This window comes from Natrinema salaciae, assembly GCF_900110865.1.
Lineage (GTDB): Archaea > Halobacteriota > Halobacteria > Halobacteriales > Natrialbaceae > Natrinema > Natrinema salaciae.
In genome coordinates this window covers 975332-994585 of record NZ_FOFD01000001.1, presented here as the reverse complement: position 1 = coordinate 994585, position 19254 = coordinate 975332, and the positions used below count along the sequence as shown (strand labels likewise).

Annotated in this window: 11 protein-coding genes and 1 pseudogene; 4 read left to right on the top strand and 8 right to left on the bottom strand. The window is 51.7% G+C overall.

Going from position 1 to position 19254, the window contains the following annotated elements:
• The first annotated feature begins 163 nt into the window (after positions 1 to 163).
• From BMX07_RS04815 to BMX07_RS04805, 3 genes are all read left to right on the top strand, one after another.
• Positions 164 to 994, top strand: coding sequence for a hypothetical protein (locus BMX07_RS04815; RefSeq protein WP_139210808.1), 831 nt, complete (start codon positions 164 to 166; stop codon positions 992 to 994).
• Between the two features lie 299 nt (positions 995 to 1293).
• Complete coding sequence (locus BMX07_RS04810) at positions 1294 to 5382, top strand: DEAD/DEAH box helicase (RefSeq protein WP_090614420.1); 4089 nt, start codon at positions 1294 to 1296, stop codon at positions 5380 to 5382.
• Positions 5354 to 5806 carry a phospholipase D-like domain-containing protein gene (locus BMX07_RS04805; RefSeq protein ID WP_245742047.1) on the top strand — a complete coding sequence of 151 codons (453 nt, stop codon included), beginning with the start codon at positions 5354 to 5356 and terminating at the stop codon, positions 5804 to 5806. The genes BMX07_RS04810 and BMX07_RS04805 overlap by 29 nt, the downstream gene beginning before the upstream one ends.
• A 278-nt stretch (positions 5807 to 6084) precedes the next feature.
• On the opposite strand, the gene BMX07_RS04800 is transcribed toward BMX07_RS04805, so the two are convergent.
• The 8 genes and pseudogenes from BMX07_RS04800 to BMX07_RS25000 form a co-directional block, all read right to left on the bottom strand.
• Entirely contained in the window at positions 6085 to 6555 is a 471-nt protein-coding gene (locus BMX07_RS04800) for a phospholipase D-like domain-containing protein (protein WP_139210807.1), read from the bottom strand.
• The gene (locus tag BMX07_RS04795; protein ID WP_090614413.1) at positions 6527 to 10741 is read right to left on the bottom strand and encodes a DEAD/DEAH box helicase; all 4215 of its coding nucleotides are present in this window, start codon (positions 10739 to 10741) and stop codon (positions 6527 to 6529) included. The genes BMX07_RS04800 and BMX07_RS04795 overlap by 29 nt, the downstream gene beginning before the upstream one ends.
• A gap of 512 nt (positions 10742 to 11253) precedes the next feature.
• Entirely contained in the window at positions 11254 to 12819 is a 1566-nt protein-coding gene (locus tag BMX07_RS04790) for an ATP-binding protein (protein ID WP_090614409.1), read from the bottom strand.
• Positions 12819 to 14057, bottom strand: a complete 1239-nt coding sequence (locus BMX07_RS04785; RefSeq protein ID WP_217643671.1) for a tRNA-guanine transglycosylase — start codon at positions 14055 to 14057, stop codon at positions 12819 to 12821. The genes BMX07_RS04790 and BMX07_RS04785 overlap by 1 nt, the downstream gene beginning before the upstream one ends.
• The gene (locus BMX07_RS23575) at positions 14057 to 14518 is read right to left on the bottom strand and encodes a DUF6884 domain-containing protein (protein WP_342708156.1); all 462 of its coding nucleotides are present in this window, start codon (positions 14516 to 14518) and stop codon (positions 14057 to 14059) included. The genes BMX07_RS04785 and BMX07_RS23575 overlap by 1 nt, the downstream gene beginning before the upstream one ends.
• 487 nt (positions 14519 to 15005) lie before the next feature.
• The gene (locus tag BMX07_RS04780; protein ID WP_090614407.1) at positions 15006 to 15224 is read right to left on the bottom strand and encodes a HalOD1 output domain-containing protein; all 219 of its coding nucleotides are present in this window, start codon (positions 15222 to 15224) and stop codon (positions 15006 to 15008) included.
• Complete coding sequence (locus BMX07_RS04775) at positions 15217 to 16155, bottom strand: ImmA/IrrE family metallo-endopeptidase (protein ID WP_090614404.1); 939 nt, start codon at positions 16153 to 16155, stop codon at positions 15217 to 15219. Before BMX07_RS04775 ends, BMX07_RS04780 begins: the two co-directional genes overlap by 8 nt.
• A gap of 125 nt (positions 16156 to 16280) precedes the next feature.
• Positions 16281 to 17204 (bottom strand): annotated as a pseudogene (locus BMX07_RS25000) (transcription initiation factor IIB).
• 258 nt (positions 17205 to 17462) lie between these two features.
• Between BMX07_RS25000 and BMX07_RS04765 the strand changes: the two are divergent.
• Positions 17463 to 19148 (top strand): DUF262 domain-containing protein, encoded by a 1686-nt coding sequence (locus BMX07_RS04765; RefSeq protein ID WP_090614401.1) that lies wholly within the window; start codon positions 17463 to 17465, stop codon positions 19146 to 19148.
• Positions 19149 to 19254 lie beyond the last annotated feature (106 nt).

The window sequence follows — 19254 nt, the reverse complement described above, 5'->3', positions numbered from 1 at the left end:
CGGTCAAAACAGGAACAAATTATCAATGATCTTATCACTAGATGAGACAGTGATTTTCACTTCATCATTTAAGACTGATAGAAGCGAATCAATAACTCACGGAGAGTATGATCCGGGGTCCTGCCATCCCATAATTGTTGAATGCTAACTATACACACTGTTTATGCGCCGACGCGGCGTACTATTATTTGGTGATCAGACTGTGACACACGCGAGCGGTGAAATTCCCGAGTTCGATCCGAAGAAGGCGCGTAAATTCTTCGAGCGTAACTTCGGTGAGCGGACGGCGCGACCGAACGTTCCGAGCTGGAACGAGATGCAGCGGTCGAGCGAAACTGGCGTGGGATCCCAGACCGGTGGCGAGGCCGACCCGGACCAGGTTGGGCTTATCGGCGTCCCGTTACACGTCGAGTACGACGAACTCGTGGCCTATCGGGCCCGGGAAATCCTCGGCCCGCTGTTCCGGCAGATCGCCCGCGAGGAGGAAGTGCCTGTCGAGGAGATGACCGCGGCCGCGCGGGAACTGGGTATCCTGTTCGAACACGACGAGGAACTGTTGTCGTATTCAATGCTCACGGCCGGGGAACAACGGAAGATGAACAGACACCTCAGGCGGATCCTTAAATCGAGGTTCGCTATCTACGAAGACGCCCTCGACCGCGTCGAGGACGTCCCGACGCCGAGCGGCGTGTACAGGATCGTCCGGACGGGCGGACTGTCCCTCGTTGATGACTTCACCGGCCTGACTGCAGACAGCTTCACCGCCGAGTTCCACCTCGTTCGGGGCTATCCGCACCTAGTCTGGCTGTTGTACAAGTACAACAAAGAGGCCTTCAACTTCCTGTCGTTCCCGGCGACCATCGAGACGATCGAGGAAAACGCCCGCTTCATTCGGAAAGTTATGCGATACGCGCTCAGATACGAGCGGGTCAACGAAGTGCTGGGCTACCGACTAGGGGCCAGTCTGGAGGAGGTGGTCGGGCCGCTGGAGTGACCGGCCACATCGGGTCGGCTGGTCAGTACATTGCAGTTACGATCTGAGAGATCTGAACACGGCACATTCTCCTTCTATTCATACTCTGGTGACGAGAGTTCCGTGAAACCACCTTGATGCGGCGTCTATAACATCAAGCAGGCTGTCAAACAGCGAAATCCAACTCCGTATGGCGATTCAACACAGCCGCTTATTCTTTTTACAGGCGGCCGAGGCGAATGCCCTGGGGCGGTTCACCGACGAGGGAAACGTTCATACAGTCGCATTGAACACAACGAAGTAACTCGCATCTTTATCACATGAAACATATCGATCGGAACACTGATCCAAATCGTCTAAAGCCAGAGGTCAGGCCGCTCATCCAGTCTTTCCTCCATAATCGCCAACTGTTCGACACTGAACAGGATGATGCAGCGTTCCTCACCAGTGCATTGAAATACGCCTCGCAGCAACAGAAGCGTCGTCAAACGACACCGTATGACGGCGACAACCAGTTCGTCAACGATATCATCGATATTTTCGGCTTCGATCCACTAGACTTCCAGATCAACAGCTGGCAAACGGTCGACACTCTTGAGCGTGCCCAACGAGAGGATGGTCGGACCAAAGCCGCGATCTTCTCGGCTCCCACTGGATTCGGGAAGACCGAAGCGTTCCTCGGACCACTCTATCAACTTCTTCGCGACGGACGCCAAGAGTCCGTTGCGATTGTCTATCCAAGCCGAGCACTACTCCAGGACCAACTCGGGCGTATCCTCGAGCACATCCATACCATCCGTGAAAAAACCGGTGACGAACTCTCAGCAGGCGTCTACGTCGGCCGACAGCCATACGAACTCGGAGATGTTTCCGGCAATGGGCGCTTCTTCGATCAATCACAGGTTCCTCCTCGGTTCAGACTGACGAACTGCTGGTGTGGGGACGGATCGAACGCATTGGAATTCCACGGCTCATCCAGGTCCTACGAACTGCGGTGTGAGCAACACCCTGAAGAGCACACGTTCACCGACCGGGATCTGGTTCTCGCTCGAAAGGAACTCGTCTCGAACAACCAGCCGAATATTATCCTCACGACCCTCGAGTCTCTCGAGGGCTTCGCTCTCAAACCGAATTACCCGCTGGTCGACCTGATCGACACGATCGTTCTTGACGAGGTTCACCTCTACACCCAGCTACGGGGATCGCATGCAGCCAACGTAATCAAGAACGTAAACGACGCATCTGACGATCCGATCCTGTGGTTAGGATCGAGTGCAACAATCGATAATGCGAATAGGTTCGGAAAACGTCTTTTTGACGTTTCATCTGACAACATCGAAACGAAAGAACCGCCCGCGTCTGACTTCGATGAGGATCACGACGACTACGAACACTACTACTTCCTGCTCGCAGATAGCGATGGACCCGGTGCGGCTCCAATGTCCATCCAGCAGCACATGATGCTGGGTCACAGCCTTCTCGAGGACGAAGACGGTGATCGCAGCAAGCTCCTGGGGTTCATCGACAGTATCTCGCAGGTGAATCAAAAACGGATCCAGCTCGAAGATGCCGATAGAGAGCGCGAACTATGGCGGTATCACACTGATCGTGAGGCGACCGACGACTGGCCGTGGCTTGCCGATCAGATGGATCACGCGTTCATCGACGAACCATTGTCGCTCATGCCAGTCTACTCGGATGCAGGATTTGACTCTGAGTCGGCATCGAAGAGCGATGTCCTCCTGTCAACATCGTTCCTCGAGGTTGGAATCGACGTCGGAGAGATCAAAATCGTTACCCAGTATCGAACGCCATGGAACCTTTCGTCGTTTCTCCAGCGAGCGGGTCGAGCAGCGAGAGAACCGGGAATGGATGCACACATCGTCGTCTTCCTCTCGAATCTCACCGGAGACGCTAACATGTTCTATCGGGCCGATCGGTTCCTCGGATCAGAGATTCGAACTCCTTTGAAAACGGACAACAGCGTCGTCGAGTGGATCCACAAGTGTCTCCGAAAGTACTACAACCGTGCCTCAGAGGTCAGGGAAAACCGCCATCAGTACATCACATCGCGTGAGAGCCATCTTGCGTTTCTCGATGGGTATCTCGTCGACGACCTCGGCTTCGATCGCGTCTACCACATGATCGATGAGCCGAGTGCTTTCTTCGAAGAAGAGTTCGACATTGAGGTCACGAGTGAATCACTGTTATCGAAAGAGATCGTTCAAGAGGTCCGTGCGGATCTCGCGAGACACGTTCGAGAGCTCGAGGACGAGTTTGAAGACATCGAAGGCTACTTCGACGTCGACGGTGGTGAAATCGTCCGAGGATCGAGCGCCATCGACTCACACCTCGATGACGTTCAGGAGGAAATTCTGACGCTGGTAAAGGCCTTCCTGGGTCAGACCGGGGGGTATGAATCGGTGCTTCGCGAAGCGGGAGAATCCAACTACGAAGAGAACGCTCGCGAACTACGAGACACACTCGAGAACATCCGTCAGAGAGCTTCGTCGGCCGAAGGATCCCCTTCGGAGCGGGTAGAGCACTTCTCCGTCCTTCTTGCGGACGTCTTCCGTTGTACTGGCGATCTCATCCACCTCCGGACCGCTGCTAACACTGCGGCTGACCGGTCAGTGCCAACGGTGAACATGGATGAGCTCCAGGCGGTTCAGCAAGCGGTCGATCAACTCGACGCACTCTCGTCCGATGATAGGCTGGCTAAATTCTACCGCACTCAGCGACGCGTATATTACCTGCAATCCGCTCTAAGCGAACTCGAAGAATACGTCGACTACTATACACCCTATCTCAGCGTGTTCGCGGTCAAACATCTGCTGAGGGCAGCGTACTACGTCGACCGTTATCTGCGAGTCGACGGCGATCGTCTCGCCAGAGAAGTCTGGTACGTCCCACCCAACTATTACGGAGATACTGGACGATACGTTACCGTCTTCCGTGGAGAGAACGACCATGAAGGAACTGAAGAGTCAATTGACCAGCTTGTAAGCACGTACGCTCCGTACAGAAGCGAGTACCAGTCAGACTCGGGTGTGATGCAAGCGTTCTTGCCACACACGAGGGTGACTGAAGACGGCGTGGAATTCGAGTTCAAGAAAGACATCTCGGGAGAAGAGCGGGATGGAATGCTCGTTCCGGATACGATACGCACGAGCGAAATCACTGATCTCACGGGCGATCGGGCGCTCAACATCGTCCGGTACTGCCCCGAGTGTCTCCAGATCCTCACTGACCTCGATGTGTGTCTCCGCCACGACGACCGTGAATACGGCAAAATCCACTCGACCGCGAACGTCAACACGCGAGTCACGGAACGGGTTGCAGAGGAGTCTACGGGCACGTTGACGCTCGCAGACTTCACGGCCGCTATCGAACTCGCTGGAGTAACGCTTGACATCAAACCTGCGAAGCCAATGGGTCCAGACATCGGCTATCATTTTGACAGTTCGAAAGAACGCTTCCAGCGCGAAATCTCGAGTCCGGACACACCACTGGGTTTCCAGCTCGAAACGAGAGGTCTCATCTTCGATATCGAACCATTCCTCGAGAGTATCGAAGACGGTTTTCGGGCTGAAGTGGCCCAGTACAAGGACCTCGACGAAGTAGACTACCAGCACTTGCTCTATCACACGGCAGCTCACTTCTACTTACAGCTGACTGCAGACGTGAGCAGCGTCAATCCCACGATGTTGCTCTATGGCTTCGACGAGGAGAAAGGCGAGGTCTACGTCTTCGAACGCTCAGAAGGTGGACAGGGGATCGTGGACCTGGTATACGAAGAACTACGGACTGATCCCGGTTCCGTCCTCGAGGCGATTACGCGGCTCACGTACAACGAGCAGGTGATCGCCGAACGGCTATGGGCCGATGAGGATTTCGTCGACGAGGTTATCGCAGAAAATGCCGCGGACGATCAGATACGGGGCCTAATCGAATCTCATCTCGAGGTCCTCTACGACGACGTTGTCGACCGAGTCGAGGAGGAAATCATTTCGACCGTCGATCGCTGTCGTCAGTTCGAAGCTGACGAGGGAGTGACTCTAGCCGAAGCAATCCGAACCAAACACGTCGTTGCACGTGAGCAGGTCGGCGGTGCAGACGAATTCCCGGAAGACGAAGTATCGGCCCTCGAGGTCGATATCGATGACGTCGACCGCGTCGAGACTATGTTTTATTCGCCGGATATCGACGGCTGCGTCGAGAACCTCCATCTCTCGGAATGTATATCCGGACACGATCAGAAGGACTCGTTAAGCTATGTGGTGCTCGAGGCACTCCGTGATTTCATCCTTACTACAGTCCCTTCTGAAAACGCGACCAGCGCCATGTTTGATCGAGAGCTTCCGCCTGCAGGTGAGATAGATGGTACAAGCGTTTTCATTGACTTCTAACAGCCTCGCGTATTTCATCGGGTACACGCTCGTCCATGCCCAACGGGTCGCGATCGTTTCGCCGTGGATGAGTGACGTTGAGCTCAAGTTCCCGGTCACGAACGCTCTCGAAGAGCGTACGCTTCGTCTATCCGAGGCTCTCCGCCAGCTGCCAGAGACGGAAGTGATGATCATCGTCAAGGAAGGCGAATCGCACAACGACTATCTTCGTCGCAGACTGCCAGACCACGTTACTCTCATCGAACTCGACGATCTTCATGCGAAAGCCGTGATCTGTGACGAATACGTGTACCTGGGTTCTGCAAACATCACTCGAGGTGGCTTCTCTCTCAACCGCGAACTCTGTGAAGTCATCGAGAACGAATACGAGAGTATCGAAGCGTATCTCGAGGCAGAGCTTGACATCTACTGTTCTGATTTTTAAACAGAAAGCAGCGCTCCTTGTCCTTTTGTGGGTGGGAGTGAAGCACGTCTACTCCGCTACGTCCCCGTGAGATTATATCATATATGGAGAAATTCATACAAGATGTTGTTAATAGCCGTTAGCGATTTGAGTCAGATGGGTCTGTTGAAACCCTTTGTTGTTGAGATTTAGTAGGACGTCCCAGCGGTCCCTTCCCAGTCGAGTGTCCGCGAGGAGATGATCGTTTCATTGTAGACTCAATCTAAAATATGATTATTCCCGAGGGTCGTTTCACGACCTCAGATGGACTGCCGATCCGGAGAAATTCCCAGCTGATGTTCAAGAAACTGGTCGACATCCCCATACTCGTTTTCTCGAATATCGCACAACTCGATATTGACGTTCAGTCCGTTATACGTCATGTTTGCTGACCCTTGATAGAGTACCCTGTCAGTCACGATTGCTTTCGCATGCAGCCCGTCAACTTCGTGAATCGACACGTGGTCACTAATCCGCGGGAGAAGCGAGGTCGGTTTCCGTCTGTTGTGATGATTCTGGTTTGGGTCCACGAACACCTCGAGATCGACATCAAGTATCTGAACAGTTTCGGAAAACCGAAGCCTCTGGTCCGAGATGCGGTCAGAGTCAGGGAATCGAACGGTGATATCACTGACCCATGGGGACACGACGGCCATTTGATCCGCGTTGAGGAAGGCCGTCCCGAGGAATTTGGCAATCTCTTCAGAGTGAATGGAAAATGTTCGAACCATCGATGATTGCCCCCGGAAGCGCCTCACGGCCTAAGACTTCCTCATCCCAGTCGTCATTGTTCGTCTGTTCGGTCACGTAATCGTGAAGTCGCTCAAGCACGACGTTACTCAACACAGCGCTCTGATCTTCGACAATACTGTACGCGAGGTGGAGGTTCTCCACGCAGTCGTCGACATCAGGGTCCACTATGAGATTCCGGAGTTCTTCTGCCAGAACGCTGTCCGGCGTGTTAGCCACCAATGTATCGATTGGGTCGTGTTTTCCATCCTCGAACTGCATTTGGGCAGCCATGTAGCGTATCTCATAAGCGACGTCCTGAGGCACACCGGTCACGTCGGCAAACTCATCAAGCTGGTCGACAGTGTGGTGAACTTGTTCTTTGACATCGTCTACAATTCTGTCCGTCGCGACCACAACTCTGTCTCGAACATACTGATCAATCTGGTCCTGATCATCGTCTTGAACAGCCTGGACAAAGTCCTCGTCAGCCCAGAGTGAGCCGTTGATTAGCTGGGGATTCGCCGCTACCCGGTTGATGGCACGCAACATGCGTTCGTGATCCGTTCGGGTGCGTACCTGCTCAAAGAGGTCGACGATGCCTTGCCCACCTTCAGCGTGCTCGAAGACAGCGACTCGGTGATTCTCGATGTCGACCCCATAGAGGAGCTGTGCCTGGTTAACGCCACTGATGTCAGAGATAATCTCGAGCAAGAAATGGGCTGCAGTATAGTGGGCGACTTCTTCAATGTCGGCGTCCGGATTATGACGTGCGAATTCGCGCTCAAAGACCTCGTCGCCAACGAGAATGTCAATGAACTCGTCCAAGTTCCAGATAGCTCCCCGGGTGTTGAGCGTGAACCCAAGTGGCTGCTTGAAGCCTATGTCGACCTCTTGTTGATTGTCGCGATCGGTCCGGAACGGCGTCGTACCATCGCCAGTCGGGTCTCCCATCGGATATGCTGGGGTAATAGTGAGGTCGACACTGTCCAGCCGAACGTTTGCAGAGATATACTCCACCCCTAATTCGTCTGTAACCTCACGTTCAGGCTCAAACGAGGTTCCGACTTGTGGATTCGAATGGAGTTGCCCATAAGCCATCGTATCCGATCCCTCCGGACCGGCGTCCCACGTATCGCGCCCAACATAGAGAGACTCCTCACAGTACCAAACGATAGCACGAGCCTGATCACCAGATTGGTCGGTGACGCTTTTGACAGGCAGCGTACTTGGTGTAATTACTTCTTCCCCGGGTTCAGTAGAGAGGCCGGAGACATCGAAGTAGTAGTCTTCTGTAGCATCAATGGGTGCCTCCTCAACAGGAGGATTGAACATCTGCAGAGACCCGTCAGAGAGGTACTTTGACATATAGGGAGCATACTCGAAAAAGAGCTTCGTCAGCGGGACGTCCCCTTGCTCAACTTCATCTTCATCGTCGTCATCGCTTTTGAATCGGTTCTCATAGAGTGCATCGACACTGTCGTCCTCCCCAATTTCGCTCCCTTCGTCTTCCGGGACTACCGAAAATGTCTCGCCAGCTTCGCCGAAATACGACGTGGGAACGAAGTGTGGCGGCTCAAGCTCTGCACGCTGATTACCGAGGTTACCCGCGCGATGGTAGAAATAGATTGCCCGTAGAAGAGCTTTGATTGCGGGCACCATGAGGTGGCCATATACCCTTCCGTCTTCGAATCGTTGATTCTCGAAACAGTAGTACTCTTGTAGCGACCGTTTCAGGAAATAGATCCGCTGCCATCGCTGGCGTTTCTCTTCGATGTCGTCGTCGCTACGAATGGTGCGTGCTTCCTGCGCGGCAGCGATGACTTCTTCCAGACCCAAGTCGAAGGGAAAGGACTTGGTAACCCCCTCGAGGTTATCGGCGACGCCGACTAATTCGCTGTTGATTTCGTTGAACAGGTCATCAAGCTGGTCGTATCGGTCGCGACGATCGTACTGCTCGTCCTCCAAGATGTCCGATGCTCGGCCGAGCTTCTCACGAACGTCTTCAACTGTATCCTCCGCAGACTGATTCTGAGGAGTGGCCTTATCCATGACTGTCTCTGCCTCTGAGATAGTCCTCTGAATGGCACTGTTGACTCTCTGAGACAGACCGTTCAGGCTTCCTGTTTGGAGAGTTACGCGAGGGGCTGGTTCCCTCACCAGCGAGGCTACATTGGACAATAGCGCGTCTTGTTGGATATGGTCGAGCACATTATATGTTTGTTGAACTGATTCAAGATCCTGCAGGGAATTCGGAGCAACAACTTTCTGTCGGAGCAATGTTGAGAGTTCACTAGACGGTCCAAAAATAAAGTTAGCAAAGTCCTCGAAAGATTCTTCGGAGGAATTTTGGAGGAAGTGTTCAATAAACAGTTCTCGTTGCCGATTTAGTGATGGTTGATTTGCCGCACTCCGGATCCGATAGACGGTTTCGAATGCCTCGTACAATTGGTCATGGATCCATTCCAGAATCTCGTTGTCGACGTTCAGTGGCGTGGTAATTTCTGGGTCAAGGAAGGTATCAGCCCGGTGGAAGAGACTTCGATCACCGGCATCATCTCCCAGGACGATAAGGAAGTGAGCATCGTTCCCTTCCTTCCGTGAAGCTCGGCCAATTCGCTGCACGAACTGCGACATCTCCCACGGGGCTCGGTACTGGCTAATGACCTTGATAGCAGGTATATCAATTCCCACCTCCAACAGTGACGTACTCAAAATTAGATCAGTATCGCCGAATTCGTCTGCCCGAAGACGCAGGTCGGCGGATGTGGGTTGCGTCGTGAGGTCGTCATCAATTAACTCGTGACCGGGAGTTGTCCCGACTGGATCGGAGTTGAGGTATGGCGTTTCAGTGGCGACAGCCGCCCAATCATCCTCGTCTTCATCGTGGTACTGCCATCGTGAAGCGTTTTCAAAATCGCGGATTTGAAAGTGGCGTTGGTTTACTTGGCTGACACTATCGATGAATGCAAGCGCCTTCTTTCGTGGACGGCCGTTCCGTTCTTCGAGAAGACCGTGCGCAAACAACAGAATCTGCTGAATAAACGTGGAACTTGTAGCGACGTCCTCATTCGACGTGACAAAGTGGAAGTGCTCCGTGTCATCGGAATCCTGCATATCTCCTGAATCCGTTCCGATAACCGAGATATCGCCGCGATCGATATCGAAAATGTCGCTCCCGAACGATTTCGGTTTGTCAATTGTCGCACTTGACCCGACGAACAGTAACCCCGTCTCGTCATCGACACGCTCTTCGATCGACCGCTTGGTATTGCGAATGACATTCGATGCGTGGGCTCCGTACGTGCCGCGGTACAGATGCACCTCGTCGAAGACAAACGTCCGATATGCGTCGATAATATCGTAATTAGGCTTGACCGCAAAATTTTCAAGCGAATTGATGGTGGTTAAGAGGATATCAGGAGGATTCCCGCCGTTGCCACCGCGGACCGACTTCCGAGAGAGTTTAATTTGAGATTCATCAAAAGTAGGCCCTTCGAGCGATTGCGCTTCGAGCGTATATGTCTTATCAGCATCGTCATAAGTGAATTCGAGCGGGACCGGCTCATCTCCTCCAGTCCATTGTGCGATCCGGAATTCACCCCAATCCACCAGCGATGAGTATTTGATGCCGCTGTTGTCCTGTGGGACGTCACCATTGTAAATACCAATAGAGATGTCCGACCCGTACTGTGACCGCATTTCTTCCATCGTCACAAGGAACCGTTCAAGTTGATCCTCAAGTAGTGCGTTACGAGGATAGACGATGACGATTTTACCGAAGCCTCGGCCCTGGTTTGTCGCTAAATCGTGGAAAATGGGGCCGGCGAATCCCTCTGTCTTCCCGAACCCGGTCGGCGCTGACAGAATAGCAGCCTGTGATGAAGTTTCTTCCGTCCGGGCAGTCCGCATCTCGTTCAGCCGCTCCCAACAGCGTTCCTGAAACGGAATAGTTTCGTCAAAGCCGAGAATTTCCTCCAAGACCTCACGGATATACTCGTCTCCCCCGGTGTAGGGTCGACGGTCCGGGCGCTTAACGGGACGCTGGTGATATTTGATCGCGTCCGTCACCAATGCAGCATCGTCCTCGTCCCCCCACCGTTGCCTATTGAAAACGATGCCTTGCAGAAGGGTTTGAAGAGATGCATCGAATCGAGAAAAATCCGTATGTCTGTCAGCATAATCCATACCCTTTCGTTGCTACGACCTCACTAATAGATTCTGGTAATTCCTGGAGGATGTCAAGGTTAGACCGTCGTATTGTGGTGGGTTGCGAAAGCTGTGAGCCACGATCTAGTTGATTCAGTTGTGCTATCGTGGGGAAATCGGTGCCAAAAGCGCCTGGTTCGGTATTCGAAGATTCCGAACCAGACTTCGATGAGCGAGCGATTTCCCCAGGTTTCGCGCTCGTAGTCGCAGGCGAGGAGTTCGAGCGGCCAGTCGTACCAGGGGCCGCAGTCAGCCCGCTCCAGCGGGCGACCGCGGCACCATTGGTGCAGAAACGCCGCGAGGACACGCGCGTTCCGTCGGTGTGTTCTCACGCGAAGATTGTCTTAGAAAATATCGAATATTATTTGTTATTATATGAATGTAATTTCGACGGTGCGAGTGATCTGGTCAACCTGTTCGGTTACCTCTACGACAATCACGTCCGCTACGAAGGCAACCCAACCACCGCACTTGGTACCTCACCTATCGACTTAGTCGCTGATGACCGCTTGCTGGGTCACTTTATCGGATTCTTGATTCAGGCAGAGAATTTCGATGAAAGACTGTCCATCGTCTTCGTAGACGAGCCCATCATTCTCGAGCTGGAACTCAACCTCGCCACCAAGATAGCCCGTTCGTTCGTACTCACGCAGCGTCGTGGGATCGCCATACTCCCAGCAGATGATGAGATCGACTTCCTCGAATGTAAGATCATCTTCGAAGTGATCCGTCAGCGAATGATGTACAGCTGCGTTTCTGAGTTTACCACCTTGTCTCACTATTGCGTGAACGTCGGCGTTGGGGTCGAAATCCTCGACAGTGATCGTCGAAGCATCTGATTTGCTGTTGGCACGCTCGAGTGTGAGCAAGACTTCCGTCCGGTTGGTCGGCTCAAGCGCTTGCCCTGATTCGATGCGTTCTCGTCGGTCTTTCAACGAGCTTCGGCGGTTTCGGGCACGACGCTTGATTTCGGCATCCCGCCGGGTCTCGAGATACTCCTTGAACCATGGATCCTGAGCGACCTTGGAGAGGTAATATTCGGCTTCCTCTGTAAGCCGTTGGTACACAGGACTGGATTTATTCCGGATAGACTCTCGGTTTGCTGAGAGTTCAATGTATTGGCAGTTGACAACGAAGAAGAAGTGGAGGAACTCGTTGTCATGCGAAATTGCCTCGTTCAATCGCTCAACCTTGATGTGATCTTTCGCTAGCCAGACACCGAACTGTGCGGAGTGTTTACCGTAGGTCGGTAGCTCGTTTCGGGCGGCTTTCCCACCGACCATACCAACGATCTGTAACGTCGTTGTCCCACCCTCGTATTCTACTTCAATTTCAGTTGGTTTGTAGTGCTTGCACATCCGTTCGGCTGGGAACTCGGACGACCGATCTGGCTCGAGTTGTTCCTCGGGGAATTTGAACCGAGTTGTCGTTTCGAGCTTTGGCCTGGAATCGTCGATTTCATCACCCAACTTTACGGTGATGTCCATCTCCCGATCTTCGTCATCGAACAGATATGCCGTCGATCCAGCAATCGTTTTCCACTTCAGGTAGTGTTCAATCTTATTATAGGTGAGTGATTCTGGATCGAAGCCTTGTCCGGATCGGAAGTTTCGAATTCGAATCCTCGTACCAGTGTTCCCTTTCCTAACTGGAGTTTCGGTTACCTCATACTGCGGAAGCTCTCTCTGGTTAAGCTTCTCCCAAGGCTTGTCCATCTCTGCACGGAGGTTCGCCTCATCAGAAGCAGTATTGACGACGATGCGATCACTCTTGTAGAAGATTTTCGTACCGTGGCCCTTGTACCCAATCGAATCTGTCTTTCGAGAATTCCCTAAGTCGAAAAATGACTCGAGGTCGCGCTGATTCATCCCGTCGCCGTCGTCATCGATAATGATATCAGACCCCATCTCACGGCTTCTGATTTCAATTTCGACGTTCGAAGCGTTTGCGTCGTATGCGTTCGATAGTGATTCTCGGATTACCTCGAGTGGATCTTCGAAATCGCTGGCAATCTCAAGAAATTCGTTTACTTCGTTGACTTTTGGATTTTTTCTCATTAGAAGTACCCTCCAAGCGAATGGTTGACAACCCGATGCGCGTGTTCTCTCGTTGGCTTATCTTGTGCCACGGTTGATTCGATGTACTCAATTAGTGGTTCCGTCTCACCGCGTCTGACTCGGTCGCGTATTTCGAAGATCGAACGTTTCTGAATTATTAAGTTATGCATCGCAACTGCTCCCAGCATATCTTTTTGGTATGGTGCATCTCCTAGCATCCACTCTCTCAAGTATTCTGACGAACAGACTGGACAGTCACACTGTTTAGGATTTGCTTCGGAGACGTCTACTGTCTCCATCAGCGACGTACAATACCCTCCGTTTATTGCAGTTTGAAGGTATGTTGACGAGTCGAAGGTATCTACTCCGAGTGCGACGAGAAGTGGAATTGCTCGGCTCGAGATTCCAAGAACATGAAGCGGTAATTCCTCAAATCCCCAATCTTCGAGAACGGCACGACAGTCAATAACGGCATCAATCAGCGCGTTCCGATCATCCTTCTTCGGAACAAGACTTCCAAGGGCGATTCCATCAAAAGCTGATCGAAGCGTTTCAGCGCTAGTATAGCGAGTAATTTCAGTAAGAAATTCATCCATCATCGAATAGTTGTATCCGTGAAGTGTTAGGTATCGGGCCCCACGAAAATCAGATGAAAGTTCAAGGAACTTCGCGATGTTCTTTCCAGTTTGCTGGGCTTTTTCGATACGCTGGTTATGCGTATCGTCAGGCGAAATCGGTCGGTCAAGATTGACAATTATATCCGCACCCAGCTTCTGCTGGATCTCATAAACTTTCTCTTGATCTATTTCAATCTGGAAATTGCTCCCATCAAGCTCATCACTGCTGAGGAATTTGAATCCCCCAGAATCAATAAATAATATGCCAGAAAAGGGAGAAAACACATCACGCTCTTTGATTGGCTGTGACACATAATCATCATACCTTTCTCTGGTAATATTGTAGTCAGTCAGTGACGAAACGGATGTCATTACTCCATCAAAGAACTTGGAATAATCACCGCCGTTAATCCGCTCATGGCCGATCATGAATTCCTTGACAGTCCGATGAATTCCGCCTCCGTAGTTGCTATTTATCGTCCCTCCTCCGTAGAAATTCAGCACGGGGAAGAGATTAGGGGTTTCAATTACTGTATCTCTGATTGATAATGACCCTGCTCGAGCATCTCCAGCCGTCGAAGTCACCTCGAAATCGATAGATGATATAACTGATTCGGACATTAGTTCACCCTCATAATACCGGATTCATCTCCTCTCAAGAATCTTTTCAGCGATCGGCCTTTTAACCCAAGGCCATCACCAGTAATCTCGTATATGTCAACAGACAGGCCATCATCGAATCCATTTATCGCCTTCCGGTATTCCTTTCCAGCATTGATGATAATTCGGTCATAGCCCTCGTGTGATATGTAATTTCGAAGTTCTTCTCTCATTGTTGATCCAATTTCCATTGCCCGTTCAGAGTTCATCTGGCGATCATAAGCGGTTATCTTTTCATCAGACTTGACAAATCCATATTTTGCAGACAGAATTCCCACATCAATGTTTGAATTTACCGTCTCTTCTCTTCTCGACTTTTTTATGATTTTGAAGAAGTATCCCGAGTACAATTCCATAGCAGAGATGGGCTCATCTGTCTGTTTTTTAGACTTTGAGCAAGATTGAATAAGTAGCGTCGACATGCTCTTATCCCTGATCGTTGGTGCACTTGTATATAGTTGATGGTGAGTCATGGACTTTGAACTGCTATTTGGGTTGATAATGAGTACTCCGTCTAGCTCTGATACTGATATCCCACTCGAGTTCTGATGATTTCAGTTCCTGAACCACTATGTGAATTCACTTTATCACCTCACCCTTCTGGGTGAATAAAAACGATATACTAGTCTAGTAAGAATCCACACAATCTAATGATAGAAATATTTAAGCTGGCAAAAGTGGACGATAATAGCTTTCACTTGAGAGATTGCAACCCGCCTGTCAGCTGTCATCGTCACGATCTCAGCGGTCAATAGCTGACTGGCTGGCATCGAGTCAGTCGTCTGGTTCGTAGCGAACTCCGAGAGCGTCGCACGTTCTGTCGTAGTCGACCGGTCTGGCACCACACAAACTGCACCGAGCGGTTACTGAGAATTGGACTGACTGTTAGTCTGACTCGGCGCACTCCCGTTACGACACCTTGATTACGGCGACATCGGATGGTGTTACTATTACACGGAGCTCACCAATTGAGAACCAAATCTCGAGATCAGTGTGTGGGCCCGTTGAGTCTACAAGTCGTTCGAGGGCTTCGACATCAATCACCTGTTGGAGTTGGTACTCGTCCCGGTCAAGGCCCTGTTCTTCGAGTGCATTGATGATCTCGACCAGGAGCGGTCGATCACTCATCGTCGGTCACCTTGTTGACGACGTCGATGATCTCTTGGGCAGTCGAACTGATCCGCTCAAGCCGGTCGAAGATCACCTCTGGCTCGTCACCTTCCCATGCGGCCAGATAGAACGCCGACCCGCTCGTATCTATCCCGAAGTACCGTCCGACGATGTAGCCGACTGCCTCTGCCTCGAGTTCGCGTTTCGAGCGCTCGGTCTTGTCGTCGGTGCCACTGTGTAGGAGTGCGTGAGCGTATTCGTGGACGAGCGTCACAGCGAGATCAGCGTTGTTCTCACGAGCTCGAATCTCGAGTAGTGGTCGCTCTGCAGGAGACCGATACTGACAGACGCCCTTGGCATCGCCGTGAGTCCACTCTGGTTGGGAGACGACTTCCACATTCATGTCGAGTATCGAGGCCGCTTCGAGGAGTACTGATAACAGTTCATCGGCATCTCCAGTCGCTTCGGTCTCAAGTTCGGGCAGTGGCTCTCCTTTAGTCTGGGAAATGTCGAACACTGGTGCTGGCCGAAAGCCGACAAGACCTTTCGACCACTCTTCAGGTGGCGTCTCATCGTATTCACAGTCGCTTCGCCCGTGGTATGAGGGCGAGTTTTCACATTCAGGGCACTGTTTCGCGATGATCGGTGCCCAGATCCAGATCGCGTTTTCGCCTTCTTTCACATGGCGATCGAATTCGGTCTGCCAAGTCCGATAGCCGGCGACGCGAATCGCATGCGGACACTGCCGGTTGATCAAGAGCGTATTTCGGTAGGAGTAGTCGTGGAAGCGACTCTGCATATTGAGCCACTCCTGGAACTGCTCACTCGAGACTGCGTCGTCGACTTCCTCGACGAGTTCTTCGGCCCAGGCTTCCATCGCGCTGTGCATCTCATCGCGTCTGGTGTCCGAGTTTTCGAAGGACACCTGCGAACAGTCGCTCGTAGTCATTGGTTTCGATGACGGACGCTCACTTCTGAGAACGCCCCTCACCCCTCAGGGGGTGAAAAAACCTACACGAGTCACCGTTCGAGCGGAGCCTCGCTACCCACATTATCCGGTTCTTTCCGATCGGATCAGGCGTCGAGCTCGAGTAGCTCGTCCCGTCGATTTCGAAGTGTATTCGGCGATGTTCCTGCAGTATCGGCGATCTGGCGCTGTGAGAGACACAGTCCAGCTTGCTCAGCGGCGAGATACAGACACCCTGCTGCGACGCCACTCGGCCGACGGCCAACGGTGAGTCCAGCTTCACTCGCTCGCTGTGCGAGCTCAACTGCCCGTCGACGGACTTGGTCCGGAACCTCGAGCTCTGTTGCTAGTTTTGGAATCCGATCGGTTGCCGATATTGGCTGTGTCGGCAACTCGAGATCAACGTTTATCGCATCGTAGGCGTTGGTGAGTCTCCCTTGATCACAGCGAGCACTGGCAGCGATTTCTGCCCGTGATCGCCCGAGCCCGTTACACCGAGTTGTTGCATAGACACTGGCTGCGGCTACCGCCTCGAGCGATCGACCGTGACAGAGCCCCTCGGATTAGGCCCGTCGGAAGAGCGTGCACGCCTGGTCACGGATACTCTCCGCCAGACCGAGGCGAGCGACGATCCGCCGGACTTCACTGAGGCCATACGCCAGGTTCCGTTCCGCTTTCGACTGCCACTGTGCTCGAGACTGTTCACGACGCAGTCGGTTCAGTTGTCGTCGCTTCTGGCCCGAAAGCGTGTTTCCGTTCCCATCTCGGTGATAGCCGATTTCAGTGGACAGACCGCGATCGTGACGCGTCGGCGTCAGTGGTGCGCCAGTCCGTTTCTTCGATTGCTGCCCGTTACTTCGCCCCCAATCGGGCCCTCGATCGAGTCGGCTCTCTTCGAGGATGAGTCCACAGTCCTCACAGGTCGTTTCATGGCCGGTCCGTCGAATACTGCCACCACAATCGGGGCAAGCAGTTGTAGTCGTCTGGATGTCTTCGTCGAATCCGCTTTCGTAGATGTCTCTCGTCGCCATTGGTAGTTTGCGAGGCGTCTCGTCTGCACCCCGCACCCCTCTCAGGGGGAATAAACAACCGCGGGCGAGCTGGTTTGGGCCGATTGATAAATTGAACCTTCGACGATACCTGCACTGAGCTCCTCAAATACCGTTCGGGAATGCACCCCCGAACAGTTACTATCGATATAGGGGATTCTGTGCTTTCGCCCGGTCAGAATATGTGTTGGGGACTTTGTGGAAATGATTAAAGAACTGTAGTTTGATCTGGTTTGTATAATGCAGCATAGTTTCAAACCGGATCCGGTGAAGTGCCGGGATCTGTTTGATGGTGAGGATGACTTGTATCAAATTCCTCGGTATCAGCGGCCGTATAGCTGGGAGAGATCGCATATTGAGCAGTTAGTTGATGACCTCTATGAATCGTGGAATGAGGACCGAGACAGTCCCTACTATCTCGGCTCTGTCATTTTGGTGAAGGAGGACGGTGATTCACGTTATGATATACTGGATGGACAGCAGAGGATGACCTCTCTAATAATTCTCTATGCGATTTTCAACGACCATTTCCACGATTACTTGAGCGATAGGAACAAGAGACGGGTTCAGAGAAGAGTCCATGAACAGGCGTTGGAGAAACCGCGGTTGAGGACCAGTAAGCAAACTGATCTTGAACAGTCAGTACTCAAGTCGATAGACTTGGATGAGAAAAACAGGTACACCGAGGCTGCCGAAATCCTGATAGATTGTCTGGAGGTCAAGTTCGGGGATAGAGACGAAGATCTCAACGACTTCTTTGAGTTCGTCGATCAGAATATCGAACTAATTAGAATTATCAGCGATAATCTTGCACATGCTGTCAGGCTTTTCCAGACTATCAACACTCGTGGAAAAGATTTGACGGTCTCTGATCTCACTAAGAGCTATCTGCTGAGCAATTTGAAGGATGACGAAGACAAGGACGATGTGATCGAGGTTTGGCAGGACATCACTACGAAGGTCGATGATGATTATGATACCCTAGACAGCATTCTTGGGATGTACCGACTGTATCTCCAGCAGTCTAAGGCACAGGAAACGAGATATCAGGAGCTAAAATCTGAGTTTGAGGGAAAGGATCCTAAAGAAATTGTCAACGATATTCGGAGCTTCGTGGACAACTATAACGGGATCGAAAACTCGGGTTCCAAAGAGATCTTCATCTTGGAAAATCTGTCACATACTCTGTATTGGAAAACAATTCTTATTGCTGCTAAGAAGGACGGTGTTGATTACTTTGACGAGTTGCGTGATGAGCTAATCGGGTTTTATTATTCCTACTGGATTGGAGATTATACTAGCGAAAAAATCAAAATACCCTCGATCAAGATCTTGACTCTGCTTCGTGACGAGGCCAGTTTGGAGGAGATCAAGGACTACATCGAGAGTAAGAGAAAACGTGATAATATTCCGGAAAGGGTTCGGGACGGCCTGTATTCTGATAATGTATATGGAGATGAGAAGTGGCACAAGAGCCTGCTGGTTGCTATTGAATACAGTCTAAGTGACTCCCAGAAGGTTGAGCAGATCAAAAAGAGAGGCGGTGGAATGCACATAGAACACGTGCTTCCCAAATCGTACGGTTCTGCGATGGAAAAATACGATTACTGGGAAGACAATTTCAGTAGAGAGGAGGCAAGTCAGCTGAGAAACACGCTTGGGAATTTGATTCCTCTACAGTACGATCTCAATGCAAAGGCAGCTCAGAAGCCATTCGATGAGAAAGCTGCTATCTATCAGGGGAGGCGGGGTAAACCGCGTTCGAGTTTTGACTTAGCACTGCGAGTAGCTCGCGGAAACTATGGTGGTTGGTCTCCAGAAGCGATTCAGGCACACCGCAATTACTTGATTAAGAAGTCTGCTTACCTGTTGAACCTGCCTGCCGATTCAGTCCTAACTGAGGACAATTCAGAGGGATCAGAGTGAGCGTCCACTCAACTTCCGTCTCTACGAGAAAAACGCGAAGACCCGAATCGAGTTAGCGCTCATTCTCGTCGAAGCTCGTTTTGTAGATATCTCTTATCGCCATGTT

Coding starts and splice junctions, on each gene's coding strand:
- BMX07_RS04815 (WP_139210808.1), top strand. CDS start 164: ATGCGCCGACGCGGCGTACTATTATTTGGTGATCAGACTGTGACACAC.
- BMX07_RS04810 (WP_090614420.1), top strand. CDS start 1,294: ATGAAACATATCGATCGGAACACTGATCCAAATCGTCTAAAGCCAGAG.
- BMX07_RS04805 (WP_245742047.1), top strand. CDS start 5,354: ATGGTACAAGCGTTTTCATTGACTTCTAACAGCCTCGCGTATTTCATC.
- BMX07_RS04800 (WP_139210807.1), bottom strand. CDS start 6,555: ATGGTTCGAACATTTTCCATTCACTCTGAAGAGATTGCCAAATTCCTC.
- BMX07_RS04795 (WP_090614413.1), bottom strand. CDS start 10,741: ATGGATTATGCTGACAGACATACGGATTTTTCTCGATTCGATGCATCT.
- BMX07_RS04790 (WP_090614409.1), bottom strand. CDS start 12,819: ATGAGAAAAAATCCAAAAGTCAACGAAGTAAACGAATTTCTTGAGATT.
- BMX07_RS04785 (WP_217643671.1), bottom strand. CDS start 14,057: ATGTCCGAATCAGTTATATCATCTATCGATTTCGAGGTGACTTCGACG.
- BMX07_RS23575 (WP_342708156.1), bottom strand. CDS start 14,518: ATGTCGACGCTACTTATTCAATCTTGCTCAAAGTCTAAAAAACAGACA.
- BMX07_RS04780 (WP_090614407.1), bottom strand. CDS start 15,224: ATGAGTGATCGACCGCTCCTGGTCGAGATCATCAATGCACTCGAAGAA.
- BMX07_RS04775 (WP_090614404.1), bottom strand. CDS start 16,155: ATGACTACGAGCGACTGTTCGCAGGTGTCCTTCGAAAACTCGGACACC.
- BMX07_RS04765 (WP_090614401.1), top strand. CDS start 17,463: ATGCAGCATAGTTTCAAACCGGATCCGGTGAAGTGCCGGGATCTGTTT.